11 protein-coding genes are annotated in these 14537 nt (G+C 69.5%); 7 read left to right on the top strand and 4 right to left on the bottom strand.

Translation table 11 applies throughout. The features are described from left to right. On the bottom strand, positions 1 to 905 hold a 905-nt coding region (locus KBY19_RS33405), incomplete at its 3' end, for a glycoside hydrolase family 32 protein (RefSeq protein WP_210967330.1). Between the two features lie 158 nt (positions 906 to 1063). On the opposite strand from KBY19_RS33405, the gene KBY19_RS33400 reads away from it, so the two are divergent. From KBY19_RS33400 to KBY19_RS33385, 4 genes are read left to right on the top strand one after another with little or no spacing between them, the layout of a single operon-like run. Beyond that, positions 1064 to 2467 (top strand): extracellular solute-binding protein, encoded by a 1404-nt coding sequence (locus tag KBY19_RS33400; protein WP_210956846.1) that lies wholly within the window; start codon positions 1064 to 1066, stop codon positions 2465 to 2467. After that, a complete protein-coding gene (locus tag KBY19_RS33395; RefSeq protein ID WP_099886115.1) occupies positions 2464 to 3420 on the top strand; it encodes a carbohydrate ABC transporter permease in 957 nt (318 codons plus the stop codon). The genes KBY19_RS33400 and KBY19_RS33395 overlap by 4 nt, the downstream gene beginning before the upstream one ends. Before the next feature lie 15 nt (positions 3421 to 3435). Further along, entirely contained in the window at positions 3436 to 4290 is an 855-nt protein-coding gene (locus tag KBY19_RS33390; protein WP_210967329.1) for a carbohydrate ABC transporter permease, read from the top strand. Next, positions 4287 to 5696: a glycoside hydrolase family 32 protein gene (locus KBY19_RS33385; protein ID WP_210967328.1), complete on the top strand. Its 1410-nt coding sequence runs from the start codon at positions 4287 to 4289 to the stop codon at positions 5694 to 5696. Before KBY19_RS33390 ends, KBY19_RS33385 begins: the two co-directional genes overlap by 4 nt. Here KBY19_RS33385 and KBY19_RS33380 read toward each other — a convergent pair. Together KBY19_RS33380 and KBY19_RS33375 are read right to left on the bottom strand one after the other, a co-directional pair. Continuing rightward, entirely contained in the window at positions 5656 to 6726 is a 1071-nt protein-coding gene (locus tag KBY19_RS33380) for a LacI family DNA-binding transcriptional regulator (RefSeq protein ID WP_099886113.1), read from the bottom strand. The two genes, KBY19_RS33385 and KBY19_RS33380, sit on opposite strands and share 41 nt — an antisense overlap. Before the next feature lie 75 nt (positions 6727 to 6801). Next, positions 6802 to 9177 carry an Orn/Lys/Arg decarboxylase N-terminal domain-containing protein gene (locus KBY19_RS33375; protein ID WP_210967327.1) on the bottom strand — a complete coding sequence of 792 codons (2376 nt, stop codon included), beginning with the start codon at positions 9175 to 9177 and terminating at the stop codon, positions 6802 to 6804. 393 nt (positions 9178 to 9570) lie between these two features. On the opposite strand from KBY19_RS33375, the gene KBY19_RS37675 reads away from it, so the two are divergent. From KBY19_RS37675 to KBY19_RS33360, 3 genes are all read left to right on the top strand, one after another. Beyond that, positions 9571 to 10140: a helix-turn-helix domain-containing protein gene (locus tag KBY19_RS37675; protein WP_099886111.1), complete on the top strand. Its 570-nt coding sequence runs from the start codon at positions 9571 to 9573 to the stop codon at positions 10138 to 10140. Between the two features lie 276 nt (positions 10141 to 10416). Beyond that, positions 10417 to 11892 (top strand): FAD-binding oxidoreductase, encoded by a 1476-nt coding sequence (locus tag KBY19_RS33365; protein WP_099886110.1) that lies wholly within the window; start codon positions 10417 to 10419, stop codon positions 11890 to 11892. Between the two features lie 66 nt (positions 11893 to 11958). After that, complete coding sequence (locus KBY19_RS33360; protein ID WP_099886109.1) at positions 11959 to 13434, top strand: peptide MFS transporter; 1476 nt, start codon at positions 11959 to 11961, stop codon at positions 13432 to 13434. A gap of 113 nt (positions 13435 to 13547) precedes the next feature. On the opposite strand, the gene KBY19_RS33355 is transcribed toward KBY19_RS33360, so the two are convergent. Then, positions 13548 to 14537: alpha/beta hydrolase (locus tag KBY19_RS33355; protein ID WP_210967326.1), on the bottom strand; the 990-nt coding region annotated here is incomplete at its 5' end.

The following is a 14537-nucleotide window of genomic DNA, read 5'->3' as shown; positions in this document are numbered from 1 at the left end:
GTTCGAGGCCTGGTTCGGGCGGCGTACCAGTCCCAGCCGTGGTCCAACCACTGGGGGTCGGCCGCGTCCGGTGTGAAGGTGGTGCCGTCGAAACCGCCGGTCCAGTAGGCGTAGGTGTTGGGCTGCCCGGATGCCTTGCCGTTGGCGCTCACGCCCAGCACCCACTTCGCCGTGCCGTTCTCGGCGGTGATGCGGAACAGGTCGGGGCACTCCAGGACGCCGATCCCCTCCTTGACGAAGCCGCCGACGTACTTCCAGGACTTCAGGTCCTCCGAATGGTAGAAGCCGACCTTGGTGTTCTCGGCCAGGGCCATCACCCATCGGCCGCGTTCCTCGTCGCGGATCACCTTGGGGTCGCGAAAGTCGCGCACGCCCGGGTTGGGCAGGGCCGGGGTGGTGCCGTGATGCGTGAAGGTGCGGCCGCCGTCGGTGGAGTAGTACAGGTACTGGGCCTGGCTGTCGGCGTTCTCGACGGGCTCCATGGTGGCCAGGGCGACGACCGCGCCCGCACCGAACCCGGCGGTGTTGCCGGTGTCCACCACCGCCGATCCGGACCACACATCGCCGTTGGGCGTGGTGTCCTTGGGCACGGCGATGCCCCGGTCGGTGAACTTGACGAGGTCGGTACTGGTGGCCAGCCGCCAGGCGGTTCCGGCCGCGGTGCCGCCGGTGAAGTAGTCCGCGTTGTACAGGTAGTAGTAGTGGTACTCGCCGTCGATCCAAATCGGACGCTGCGGGTCGTTCTTCCACTGGTCGGGGACCGTGAAGTGGTACCGGGCGCGGTAGCCGGCGCGGTCGGTGGTCCCGTTCTTGGGCTTCGCTGCCGCCGATCCGGCGGACAGCAGCGCGGCGGTCGCTCCTGCTGCCGTGCCGGCCAGTAGCACCCTTCTGGAGACTCCGGACATCACACATCGATCCCTTCGTGGGGATGGGCGGTCGTGTGGGGCAGGACTGTAGACCTAACTCGTTAAAGGTCAAGCCGTGCGCGACCCTTGACATCCGCGCCGGGCGGTTCTCATGATCTGGGTCATCAGCTTTCGGCTAACACGAGTTAGGGCCGCCGATGCACCATTTCGAGCGCCGCGCGCTGTTGCGGTACGGCGCCTACGGAGCCGGGGCCGCCGCGCTGGCCGGCACCGCCGCCAGTTGGGACCGGCTCACCGGGGCCGACATCCCCGGCCGGGACGACGGATCCCTCGTCGTCGCCACCCTCGGCTCCGCCTTCGACCAGGCCGCCGTCCGCTTCCTCGGCGAGGGGTTCCGCAAACTCCATCCCGACATCAAGCTGCGTGTGAACGCCGTACAGGCAGTCGACTGGTCCGACTTCTTCGCGAAGATCCTCACCCAGATCGCCGCGGGCACCGCGCCCGACCTGGTCTACGTCGCCACCGAGGGCGTGCAGCTGTTCGCCCAGCGCCTCGGGGTGCCGCTGGATCGCTGGGTCAAACGGGATGCCGCTGAGCTGCGTGAGTACTTCTCCGACGTCCACCCCTCACTGGTGGAGTCGATGATGTACGAAGGCAGCCTCTACCAGTTGCCGGTGGAGTTCAACGCCGCCGACATCTACCTCAACCGGCAGGTGCTGCGCCGGGCCGGCGCGGACTTCCCACCGCCGGACTGGACCCGCGACGACTTCACCGACCTGCTGCGCAGGATGAAGCGGACCAGCGACTCCCACTTCACCCCCTACTTCTGGACCAACCGCCTGTGGGGCGGAGTGGTCCCGTGGCTGTTCGCCAACGGCACCAACCTCCTCGCTGAATCGAAGGCGCCCGGGGGCGACTGGCTGTGGAACGGCTTCTACCCGGCCGGTCGGCGCCAGGGCCGCGGCGGCGGCTTCCGCTGGACCACCCCACAGGTGACCGACGACCGGGTGGAGGAGGCGTACGAGTACCTCGCCTCCCTGATCAGGGACGGGCTGTGCACCCGGCCCGAGGGCGGTAACGGCACCAACCTGGTCGGTGTGTTCTCCACCGGCCGGGTGGGAGTCACTCCGGCGGGCGGCTTCTGGGCCGGCGGCCTGAGCCTGGCCGGGATGAAGTCGACCGGCTACGACGTGCAGTACTTCCCGCGCTGGCGCACCCAGCGCCACCAGTTCGGAGCGGCCGGCTACGCCATGTTGCGCACGTCGAAGCGGCAGGACGAGGCGTGGGAGTTCATCAAGTACGCCGCCCGCAAGGACACTCTGACCCGGCTGTTCCGGGCCAACCAGACCACCCCGGCGCGCCGCTCGATGCTCACCGCGGAGCGCTACCGGGAGAGCGGCCCGAAACACTGGGAGGCCTTCTACGGCACTCTCGACCAGTTCCCCGACACCGGACCGATCCCGGCGCCGCCGCAGGTCGCCGAGGTCGAACAGGTGCTGCTCAAGCACACCGGAACCGCCCTGGCCTCCCCACGTTCGGTGCGCCCCGCGCTGCGCCGGCTCCAGAGCGACCTGGAGAAGACCATGGAGCGTGACGCATGACGAACACTCAGGTCCCGGCCGCACGGCCGGATCGGGCCGCCGATCCCCCAACCGGGGACCGGCCCCGGCCCTCGGCGCGCGAGCGCGGCGCCCGTTTGCTGGCGGCGCTGTTCCTCGCACCCACCATCGTGGGCATCGTGGTCTTCACCGTCGTACCGATCGTCGGCTCGGTGGTGCTCAGCCTCTTCCACTGGAACGTGATCGACTCTCCGCGCTTCGCCGGCACGGCGAACTACCGCGAGGCGTTCACGGACTCCACCGTGCTGGTGTCCTTCGGCAACACCCTGGTGTTCATGGTGCTGGCTGTGGCGTCGCAACTGCTGATCGCGCTGATACTGGCGCTCGCCGTGAACGGGCGGATGCCGGTGTGGCTGCGCTCGGCGTTCCGGTCGGCGTTCTTCTTCCCGCTGGTGCTGTCCGCCGCCTCCATCTCGGTGGTGATGAAGTACCTGTTCAACCAGGACTTCGGAGTCGTGAACTGGCTGCTCGGCCTGGTCGGCATCGCTCCGGTGCCCTGGCTGACCTCGGAGAACGGCGCCATGGCCGCGGTGATTCTCGTCTACGTATGGCAGCAGTTCGGCTTTTCGTTCCTCCTGTTCGTCGGCGGCCTGAACAACATCCCCAAGGAGATGCACGAGGCCGCCTCCCTCGACGGCGCGACCGGCCTGCGCAAGCACCTGCACGTCACATTGCCGCTGCTGTCGCCCACCCTGCTGGTGGCGTCCGTGGTCGGCATCATCAACGCCCTCCAGGTCTTCGAGCAGCCGTACGTACTCACCAACGGCGGCCCCGGTGACTCCACCCGCACCGTCGTGATGGTCATCTACGAGACCGCCTTCGAACAGCTTCGCTTTGGTACGGCGTCCGCAGTGGGTGTGCTGCTGTTCGTGTTGATCATGGCGGTCACCGCCTTCCAGTTCCGGCTCAGCCGGCGTTTCGTCCACTACCAGTGAGCCGGGTGCGAGTCCATGAGCCAAGCATTCCTGACCGCCAGCCGTGTCCGGCGCTCACTCGCGCCGTCGGCACGGGTCGCCGCACTGACCGTGTGCGCACTGCTCACCCTGGGCCCGGTCATCTGGACCGTGTCCACGTCGTTGCGCACCCCCGCCGAGTCCTTCGACCTGCCCCCGAAGATCGTCCCGTCCGACCCGACGGCCGAGGCCTACAGCGGCGTATTCGACCAGATCGACGTATGGCTGCTCGCCCTGAACTCCACGCTGGTGACCGCGCTGATCGCGCTGGGACAGATGATCACCGCGGGACTCGCCGGGTACGCCTTCGCCCGCTTGGACTTCCGCTTCAAGAAGGTCCTGTTCGCCCTGGTGCTGGCGACCATGATGGTGCCGCTCCAGGTCACGATCGTACCGGTCTTCCTGGTGCTGAAGTCGATGAGTCTGACCGACACCCTGCTCGGCCTGATCGTGCCAGCGTTCCCGACCGCGTTCGGGACGTTCCTGATGCGTCAGTACTTCCTCGGCATGCCCAAGGACCTGGGCGAGGCGGCGATGCTCGACGGGGCAGGCCCCTGGCGGGTCTTCCGCTCGGTGTACGCCCCGCTGGCCGCACCAGGCCTCGCGATCGTCGGTGTCCTGGCCTTCAACTACCACTGGAACGAGTTCTTCCGCCCGTTGATCCTCGAGACGTCCAGCCAGAACTACACACTGCCGCTGGGTCTGGTCTCGTTGCAGGGCAACCTCGGCACCGGCTCCATCTCAGTGGTGCTCGCCGGTGTCGTGCTGTCGATGATTCCCGCCGTCGCCGTGTTCGTCGTCGGTCAGCGCCCTCTCCGTGAGGGCATCACCTCCGCAGGAGTCAACCGTTGAGCGTTCCCGCTCCGTCCCACGATCCGAACGCACCGCGCTTCCGGATCCGTCCGCCCGCGAACTGGGTCAACGACCCCAACGGCCCGTTCCGTTGGCGCGGCCGGTACCACCTCTTCTACCAGCACAACCCGGACTCCCCCGTGCACGCCAACGTCCACTGGGGCCATGTCTCCAGCCCCGACCTCGCCCGCTGGCGGCACCACCCCGTGGCCCTCGCGCCGACCCCGGGCGGTCCTGACGAGGGGGGCTGCTGGTCCGGCTGCGTGGTCGACGACCACGGTGTGCCGACCGCTGTCTACACGGGCGTCGACCGCGACCACACCGGCCTGGGCACCATCTGCCTCGCATCGGCCGCGGACCCCGACGACGAGACGTTGACCGAGTGGAAGCCGCTGCCCACGCCAGTGGTGACAGGCCCTCCGGACGGGCTGGATGTGGTGATGTTCCGCGATCCGTTCGTCTTCCGGCACGGCGGCCGACGCTGGGCCCTGGTCGGTGCGGGACACGCCGACGGCACGCCGTCGGTGCTGCTCTACGACTGCGACGATCTGTCGCGCTGGCGATTCGCCGGAGTCCTGATCGACGGCGCCGACCCTGTCGCGGCGGCCGCGTTCGGCGACACGGCGGTCGGCTGGGAATGTCCACAGTTGTGCGAGACATCGGGCGGCGACTGGGTGCTCGTGGTGTCGCTGTGGGACAAGGAGCCCCGCAGTACGGGTTACCTGACAGGACGCCTGGACAGCGTCGCCGACGGCGGTTGGCGTCTCGTGGCCCGTGCCGGGGGCCGTCTCGACCACGGCCGCGACTTCTACGCACCCGCCGTGCTCCAGGAGGCCGGTCGCACTCTGATGTGGGGCTGGTCCTGGGAGGCTCGTGCACAGCCCGAGATCGACCGGGCCGGCTGGGCCGGCGTCCTGACCGCGCCCCGCGTCATCGACGTGGCCCCGGACGGATCCCTGCGGGTCGCCCCGGCCCCCGAGGTCCGGCTCCTGCGGGCCGCCGAGCCCTTCACCACGAGCCCGGGACCGGCACCACTGCCGCAGGCTTACGACCTGACCGTCACCGCCCGCGCTCACACCGCCGTGCGTCTGCTGCGCTCGGCGTCGGGCGCGGAGCTGACCATCGGAGTCGACCCCGTACAGGGCACGGTAACCCTCGACCGCAGTGGCTGGCCTCGCACGGCCCACCTGGACGACGCGGCCGTCGAGGTACGGGTACCAGCGGGGGAGGAACTCACGGTGCGCGTCCTCGTCGACGGATCGCTGTACGAGGTGTTCGTCGGCGACCACGCCATGGTCACCGAGCGCGTGTACCGCCGGCCCGACGACGTGCCGGAACTCCTCGTGACAGGCGACGGAGTGTCCGTCACCGCCTGGGAGCAGGCCCCACCGACTCCCGGTCGATGACGGGACAGGCGATACGCCGCACAGCGGGTCTCGGCACCCGTCCCGCGCCGATGGCGCCCAGCACCAGCCGGACCGCTGCCTCACCCATCGCCCGGTGCGGCAACGCCACCGTGGTGAGGGGCGGGGAGAGGAAGGCCGCCATGTGCTCTTGATCGTCGTACCCGATCACGGACAGGTCGCCGGGGACGGAGAGTCCCAGCCGGGCCGCGGCGTGCAGGGCCCCCGCCGCGACCCTGTCGTTGTAGCAGAAGAGCCCGGTGGGACACCGCCCTGCGGCAGCACCGTCGAGCAGCCGCAGGGCACCCTCGTAGCCACTGGAGATCTCCCCGCCGGTGCGGACGACCCACTCCCTGGGAACCGTGACCCCCTCGGTGCGCAACGCGTCGCGGAATCCTTGCAGACGTTCCACGGAGGCGATGTCCGCCTCGCCACCGACGACGGCGACTCTGCGATGCCCCTGCGCGAGCAGCAGCCGCGCCGCCGCACGGCCGCCCGCGCGTTCGGCGGGGATGACGGCTGACAAGGAGCCGTCCTCGGGCAGGCAGTTGGCGAGGACGGAGTGCGTACGGTGCAGCCCTTCGGGGACACGCACCCGGCGCAGGGACATGGCGGCGTAGATGATGCCGTCGACCCGCCGGTCGAGGAGTTCGGCAACAGCCGCGTCCTCCTTGGCCGGGTCGCCGCCGGAGTCGATGGTCAGCACCAGGTGCTCACTGTCCCAGGCGGTCTCCATCGCACCACGCAGCAAGCGCCCCGCAAACGGAGTGGAGGCGATCTCGTCGGTGACCAGGCCGATCACGGCGGTGCGACGGCTGCGCAGGCCACGGGCCACAGGGTCGGGCCGGTAGCCGAGCTGGGCGGCGGCTTCCCGGATACGCTCCTGGGTGGCGAGGGAGAGGTTGCCCTCGGCCCGGCCGTTGAACACGAAGGAAACGGCCGTGTGCGACACGCCGGCGAGCCTGGCCACGTCCCGGGACGTGGGACGACCCGGCCCTGACCCTGATGTGTGCTTCTCCTCCGAGGCTGCCATGCCTCCCGCCGGCCTCCTCCCGCCGCGTCCGCCGACCAGTGCTCACCCTATCCGCCTGTTGCGGTCCACGGTTGGTCAGGAGTCCGCTGGTTCGGACGCGCCGTGCGCTCGGTCGACGGTGCGGTGGGGTTGCTGGGCGGGAATCCGGCGTACGCACTCGATGAGGTAGTCACCGGTGTCCGGATCGAGGGCGACACCGTGGGTCTCGCTGTGGAAACCGGGGAACCGTCGATCGAAGCCTTCCAGGGCCGTCAGATAGCGCAGCAGCGGACCATCGGGCGTGCCGATGTTCTCGCCGGGCATCAGGACGGGGATGCCCGGCGGGGTGACGGTGACCATGGCGGCGGCGGTTCGGCCGGCCGCGTCGGCAAGTCGCACTCGTTCGGTGCCGCTGCGGATGAGGCGCTCGTAGCAGTGCTGAGGTGGGGTGACGGGCTCGGGAAGTTCCTGGAAGGCGGTGTCGAGCAGTTCGACCAGCCGGGCTTCCCGGAGGTGGTCGTGCATCTCTTGGCACAGCGCGCGCAAGGTCTGGCCGGTGTAGCGCCGGGGGTGGGCCGCGACCAATTCGGGCAGCAGGCGCTCCAGCGGAGCATCCTCGTCGTAGAGCGCCTTGAAGTCCATCAAGGCGTCCATGAGCGTCCCCCACTTGCCCTTGGTGATCCCCATGGAGAACAAGATGAGCGTGGTGTACGTGTCCGTCTTCTCCACCATGATGTTGCGGGTGGCCAGGTAGGCCGTGAGGACGCGGGCGGGGACACCCCAGTCGGCCATGCGCCCGTCGGCGTCGATGCCGGGGCAGGTGAGAGTGACCTTGACGGGGTCGAGCAGGCAGTAGCCGTCGGGGAGCCCGGCGAAACCGTGCCAGTCGGCGTCCGGCTCCAGCTGCCAGCAGGAGGGTTCCCCGTGCAGCAGTTCAACCGGGGCGTCGGCGAAGGGCAGCCGCTCGCCGGAGGCGGGGTCGACCACGGTCTCGGGCTGCCAGACGCCGAAGAACCAGCCGGGCCGGTCACCGGCGGCCGCGATGCGTCGGCCGACGCGTACGACTGTCTGGCGGAAGCGGATGGCCTCGATCACCGACTCGTCGACCAGCCAGCGGCCCTGCGGCCCGTCCATCATCGCGGCGGCCACGTCCAGCGAGGCGATCATCGGGTACAGCGGCGAGGTGGTGCCGTGCATCATGAACGCCTCGTTGAACCGGTCGTGCTCCACCGGTGCACGGGGCGCGGGCTTGACGTGCACCATGGCGCTCTGCGACAGCGCGGCCAGCAGTTTGTGCGTCGACTGGGTGGAGAAGACGGTCGGGCGTTCGGGCCCGGGGAAGGTGTCGGGACCCACCGACATGCCGAAGCGTCCGGCGTAGAGGGGGTGGAAGCCGGCGTAGGCGAACCAGGCCTCGTCGAAGTGCAGCCGCGGGGTGCTGGGCGCGAGGGCCCGGGCGACCTGGAGGGCGTCGTAACACAGCCCGTCATACGTGGAGTTGGTCAGCACCGCGTATTGGGCCTGGGGCGTGCCCGCATTCCGGGCGAGTGGATTGCGGGCGATCCTGGCTGCGATCGCGTCCGCCCGGATCTCCGAAGGTGGCAGAGGGCCCGCCAAGCCGTAACCGTTGCGGGTGGGGACCAGGTAGACCGGCCGGGCACCGGAGAGGACCAGACCGTGCAGCACCGACTTGTGGCAGTTGCGGTCCACCAGCGCGATCTCGTCGCGGGTGACGCTGAAGTGGCCGACCATGCGGTTGCAGGTCGAGTCGCCGTGCAGGACGAAGTAGGTTCGGTCGGCGCCGAAGATTCGTGCGGCGTTGCGCTCCGCCGCACCGACCGGTCCGGTGTGTTCGAACAGCGAGCCGAGTTCCTCGACCGAGATGGACAGGTCACTGCGCAGCAGCCGTTCCCCGAAGTAGTCGTGGAAGGCCCGGCCCACCGGTGACTTGAGGAAGGCGACGCCGCCGGAGTGGGCGGGCGTGTGCCAGGAGTACTCGTGCGCGTCGTCGAACAGGCGCAGCGCTCGGAAGAACGGCGGCAGAAGCTCCTCCTGATAACTGCGGGCGGCGCGGGCGACCCGTCCGGCGATGAAACGCGCCGTGTCCTCCAGGGGCCAGATGTAGCCGACCACGGTCTCCGCCACCCACAGCGGCAGCTGTTCCAGATCCTCACCGGTCATGACCAGGAAGACCGGCAGGCCTTGGAAACGCCGCCCGACCTGGCGCAGCGCTTCGGCGCCACCCGGCTCGTCGGCAACCGCGCCGTCGTGCGGAAGCCCCCAGTCCACCACGGCGGCGGCCAGTCCCGCCTCGGTGCGCAACACCGCCTGCGCGTCCCCGCTCGTCGACGCCCAGCGCACCTCGAAGCCGCGGGTCACCAGGTCCTCGCTGATCCGGTGCAGCTGTTCGGCACCGGCGCTCCTGCCCTCAGGCAGCTCGGATACCGCGAACAGAACTGTTCCCTCTGCCATGCTGCCCCTCCGCGGCTCGCTGGAGACCCGCATATACAGGCCTGGAGAGAGTGAACGGGACCCTCACCGAATACGCCCGCGGCCCACGTCGAAACCACTCGGAGGTGGGAATCGCAGGCCGATGGAGAGAGGCACACGGTGCTCCGCATACACCGGGAAACCGAGCGCCCCGGGGTTGCGAGCGGACGGAGACGACGGGCCAGGGAGCAGCTGACGCCCTGCCGGTCCCGTGCACACGTCGGGCGCAGGGCGGGTGTCGTGGTCGCTGCCGCACTCAGTCTGTTCGAACTGCTCGCCCAGCGCCGGTTCGCCGTCTGACCTCGCCCAGTAAAGATTTCTATGCTGCAGTCCAAACTATTGAGGTACCACTCAAACTGAGTTAGCTTCTCCGGCGTGAGCACCGAATCCGGAACAGCCCAGACCCCGGGCGCACGCCTTCGCCGGCGTCGACGAGCACTGCAACTCACCCTCAGCGACGTTGCCGCCCGTGCGGAGGTCACCGAAGGTCACCTCTCCTCGATCGAACGGGGCCGCTCGAACGCGAGCGTGTCGACCCTTCAGCGGATTTGCTCGGTGCTCCGCCTCAACGTCGGTGACCTCTTCGCACAGGCCGCGTCCCCGACCCAGCCGGTACTGCGCTTCCAGGACGCCAAAGGTGTGGCTTTCGGTGAAGGCGCCTCGAAGATCAAGCTGACACCGGCACACTTCGACCACCTCGAACTCCTCCTCGGCCACTTCGAGCCGAGCGGATCAACAGGCGTCGAGCCCTACACCCACGGCGATTCCGAGGAGGTCCTCCTCGTCATCGCCGGCGACGTCGAGGTCACGATCGACGGCGAGACCCATGCCCTGACGGCCTTCGACTCCGTTCACTACCGCAGCAGCCGGCCGCACCGTGTCGCCGAGAGCACAGGCACCGCCGAGGCCCGTGTCCTGTGGGCGATGTCCCCTCCGACCTACTGACCGTCCCCGCCCGCGTCCCCCGAACACGTCCCCGCCCGAACACGTCCCCACCCAGCACGTCCCCGCCCGAACCGTGCCCGCGCACGCCCCCACCCGCACGTGCGCAGCGACGCGTGGCCCACGGGTACCCACCCCGCCCCCTCGCGCGGCGCACGGCACCCCTCACATCCGAGCGCTGACCACCCCACCTCGTCGCCGACCGCGCCGTCAGCGCGCGGCCCGCTCGGCCGGGCACCGGACTTTCGAAACCGTCGAGGAAACATGCGGAAACATGCAATGACCACATACCGCAATGGCGCGATCTCGCACTGGATGCGGGATTCCATGCCTCCGGACCTGCCCGGGCACAGCTCGGCCGGACACGCCGCGAACACCCCTGCCCACGACGCCCGGTCGCCGGCCCCCTTGCCGACCGAGGAACAGGACCTCGTCATCGTCGGCGGCGGACTCACCGGGCTATGGGCGGCCTACTACGCCTCGCTCGAGCACCCTGACCGGGCGATCACCGTCCTGGAGGCCGAGGAGATCGGTTACGGCGCGAGTGGCCGCAACGGAGGCTGGCTCTCGACCCTGATTCCCGGCAATCGCGCCGTCTACGCCAAGTCCGTCGACGCGGCGGGCGGGCACGGTATCGAGGCCGTCCGCGCCTTTCAGCAGGCCATGTTCACGGCGATCGACGAGACGCTGACCGTGCTCGACACCGAGGGCATCAACGCGCATCAGACGCAGGGCGGGAATCTCAAGATCGCCCAGACACCGGCCGGGATGGAACGCATCCGCGCGACCTACCGGAGTGACCTCACCTACGGCTACTCGACCGACGACGTCCGGCTTCTCGGCGCGGCCGAGGCACGGGCCCGCGTCCATATCGAGGACGCGGTCGGCGGCATCCTCTACGCGCGCACCACAGCTGTCGATCCCGCGCTGCTCACCCGGGGGCTCGCCGAGGCCGTCGCCGCGCGGGGCGTACGGATCTGCGAGGGCACGCGGGTCAGCCACATCGGTGCCGGGTCCGTGATGACCGACCGCGGACCGGTGCGCGGCGCCACGATCCTGTCCTGTCTGGAAGCCTACTCCGGCACCGTCACCGGGGACGCGCCCGGCCTCGGCGCGCGGCAGGTGATACCCGTGAACTCATCGATCATCGTCACCGAGCAATTGCCGGAGAAGACCTGGGCACGCATCGGCTGGCGCGGCCGGGAGTGCCTGAGCGACGCCGCCCACACCTTCGTCTACGCCCAGCGCACCGCCGACGGCCGGATCGCCATCGGCGGGCGCGGCTCGCCCTACGCATACAACTCGGGTACACCCGGCAGCGGCGCGGTCGACAAACGGACCGTGGCGCAGCTGCGAGGAAAGCTCGATGCTCTCTTCCCCGGGTTCGACATGCCCATCGCCCATGCCTGGCGCGGAGTCATCGGCGTCACCCGCGACTGGTGCGCCGGGATCCACTTCGACCCGGACACCCGTATCGGCGTCGCCCGTGGCTACGCCGGGCACGGGGTGACGGCGACCCAACTGGCGGCCCGCACACTCCTCGACCGTGCGGAGGGCCGGACGACCCAGCGCACCACACTGCCTTGGAACGACCACGACTCCGGGCTCTGGGAGCCCGAACCCCTCCGCTGGCTCGGCGTCCACGCGATGTACCGGCTCTTCGAGGTCGCCGACGGCTGGGAGCAGTCCCGCCGTGCCGAGCGGACCTCGCTGATCGCCCGCTTCGGCTCCCGGCTGGCGGGACTCCACGAGTAGCAGGACCCGACCGCGCCTCCGACATCTCCGCCACGAGCCGTCAGCTCACCACTGCGAGGTACCACCATGACATTGACGCCGCCGCGGCTCGCCGCGCCCGCCGAGAACCGCGCCGTGCCTCGCCGCATATGGAGCATGGCGTTCACGGAACTCTGGGAGCGCTTCTCCTTCTACGGCCTGCAGGGAATCCTGTCCTTCTATCTCCTGTACTCCCTCGACAAAGGCGGACTCGACCTCGGACCGGCCGCGTCGTCAGGAATCGTCGGAGCCTACGGCGGCGCCGTCTATCTGGCCCAGTTGGTCGGCGCCTGGGTCGGTGACCGGCTCGTCAGCCCGAAATATGTGGTGCTCTGGGGCGGGATCGTCATCACGTGCGGGCACATCGCCCTGGCGGCCGTGTCCGGGCCGGCGGGTCTCGGCGTCGGCCTCGTACTCATCATCCTCGGTACGGGAGCCCTCAAGACGAACATCACCTCGATCGTCGGGTTCATGCTCGACGGCCACGCCGACGCCAAACGTGACGCCGGGTTCTCCTACTTCTACATGGCGATCAACATCGGAGCCGTCGTCGGTCCGCTGTCCACCGGATTCGCCCAAAGCCAATGGGGGTTCCACTACGGATTCGGCCTCGCCGCGGTGGGCATGTTCGCCGCCCTCGTCCAGTACGGCTTCTCCTTGAAGAGGCTGCCCGAGCGGGCGGGAAAGGTGAACAATCCGCTGCCCGCCAGGCAGCTTCTCGCCCCGGCCGGGTACGCGGTCACCACGCTCGCCGTCATCGCGGTGTGTTCGCTGAGCGGGCTGCTCAGCGCAGGGAACATGTCGAGCATCGTCACGATCGCCGCGCTGGTCGCGGCGGCCGGATACTTCGCCCTCATCCTCTCCTCGGCAAGAGTGACGAGAGACGAGAAGCGGCGGGTGAGCGCCTACCTGCCGCTGTTCCTGCTCTCCGGTGTCTACTTCGGTTTCCTCTTCCAGAAGTTCACGGCGATCTCGATCCTCATCACCGACCGGGTCGACCTGGGGGTCGGGACGTGGACGTTCCCGGTCGCCTGGATCACGGCGGTCAGCCCGCTCTCGGCTGTCTTGATCACGCCGCTCATCGCACGCCTGTGGAGCCGTCTCGGGGAGCGACAGCCCAAGCCGGTGGCGAAGTTCGCAATCGGGCTCATCCAGATCGGCCTCGCGTACTTCTACCTCCTCGTCGTCTCGACCGCGACCGGGAACGCGACGATTCCGCTCCTGCTCATCCTCCTCTTCATGGCGCTCGCCGGGTCGTCCGAGGTCTACGTCGGGCCGATCGGACTGGCGCTCGCGACGAAGATCGGGCCGTCCAGGTTCAAAGCCCAGATGGTCGGGTTGAACTTCCTCACCCTTGCCCTCGGCTCGTCGCTGTCCGGCCTCCTCGGCCAGCTCTTCGCCGCGCTCCCGAGTGCCGCGTACTTCACAATCGTCGCGGTCTCCTCAGTCGTTCTCGGCGGGACACTGCTGCTCGCCCGGAAGCCGCTGAACCAGCGGCTGTACGCGGGGCTTCAGGCGGAATAGCAAGGACGGACTGCTTGCCCCGGGCTCGCTCGGCCGCGAACCCGCCGTACTCGGACCTGTCGAGGACGGCTGCACGCACCCGGGCGGGGCGAGGGGTTGTCGAGCCGGCGGCGTCACGGCGCCTCGGGCAGACCCGGCCCCGCGCATCGTCGGTCCGTCGGCGGCACGGTCCCCTCGACGAGGTACGCGGCCACATTGTCGTCCACGCAGGCGTTGCCCCGGCTGGCGAACACGCCGTGGGAGTAGTCGTTTTCGAGGGTGATCAGGCGGGAGCCGGGCAGGAGCCGACGCAGCTGGCGTGCCCCTTCGGCGGGCGTGACGGGATCGTGTGCGGAGGCCACCAGCAGCACGGGCGGTGCCTCGGGGCTGCCCAGCCGGGTCCGGTGGCCGGGCCGGTGGTGCCAGTAGGCGCAGCTGGAGGCCTCCATGCCGGTCAGTACCGGCTGAGGGTCGATGCGGCGGGTACGGCGGATGTCCGTCACGATCTCCCGGGGCGTGGGTGCGGGGCCGTCGGCGCACTTGACGAGGCGGTTGGCCGCTTCGTAGTTGCGTGAGACCGGGCCGTCGAAGTCGGTCTCGGGGCGGAGTCCGTCAGTGCTGCCGTCGCGCAGGTAGGCGCGCAGGCCGTCGGCGAGGCCCGCCCAGCGTTCGGTGCGGCCGAGGGCGCGGTAGACGGCACGGTCGAACTCGGCCGGACCGAAGCCCTGCGCGGGCTGCTCGGCGAGCCGTTCGCGCACCCGCAGGTAGGCCCGGCGGACCGCCGCCGCGCTGTGCCCCAGGTCGAAGCGGTCCGCGTGGGTGGCGGTCCAGGTGAAGAAGGTGTCGCGCTGGCGCAGCAGCGCCCGGCTCTGCAGGACATCGAAGTCGTACCAGTCCCGGGGGCCGACGACGCTGTCGAGCACCATCCGGCCGGTGCGGTGCGGGAAGCGGGCGATGTAGGCGGCTCCGAGGTAGCTGCCGTAGGAGACGCCGAGGAAGTTGGTCCGGCGCTCACCGAGTGCGGCGCGTATCGCGTCCATGTCCCGTGCGGTCTGCTCGGTCGACAGGTGCGGCAACCGGTCGCGCGCGGCTGCCGCGGAGTCGTCTGCACGGGCCCGGAGTGA

This window comes from Streptomyces sp. B15, assembly GCF_018070605.1.
Lineage (GTDB): Bacteria > Actinomycetota > Actinomycetes > Streptomycetales > Streptomycetaceae > Streptomyces > Streptomyces smyrnaeus.
Note: the sequence above shows the minus strand (reverse complement) of the source record. Positions and strands in the feature narration are given on the sequence as shown.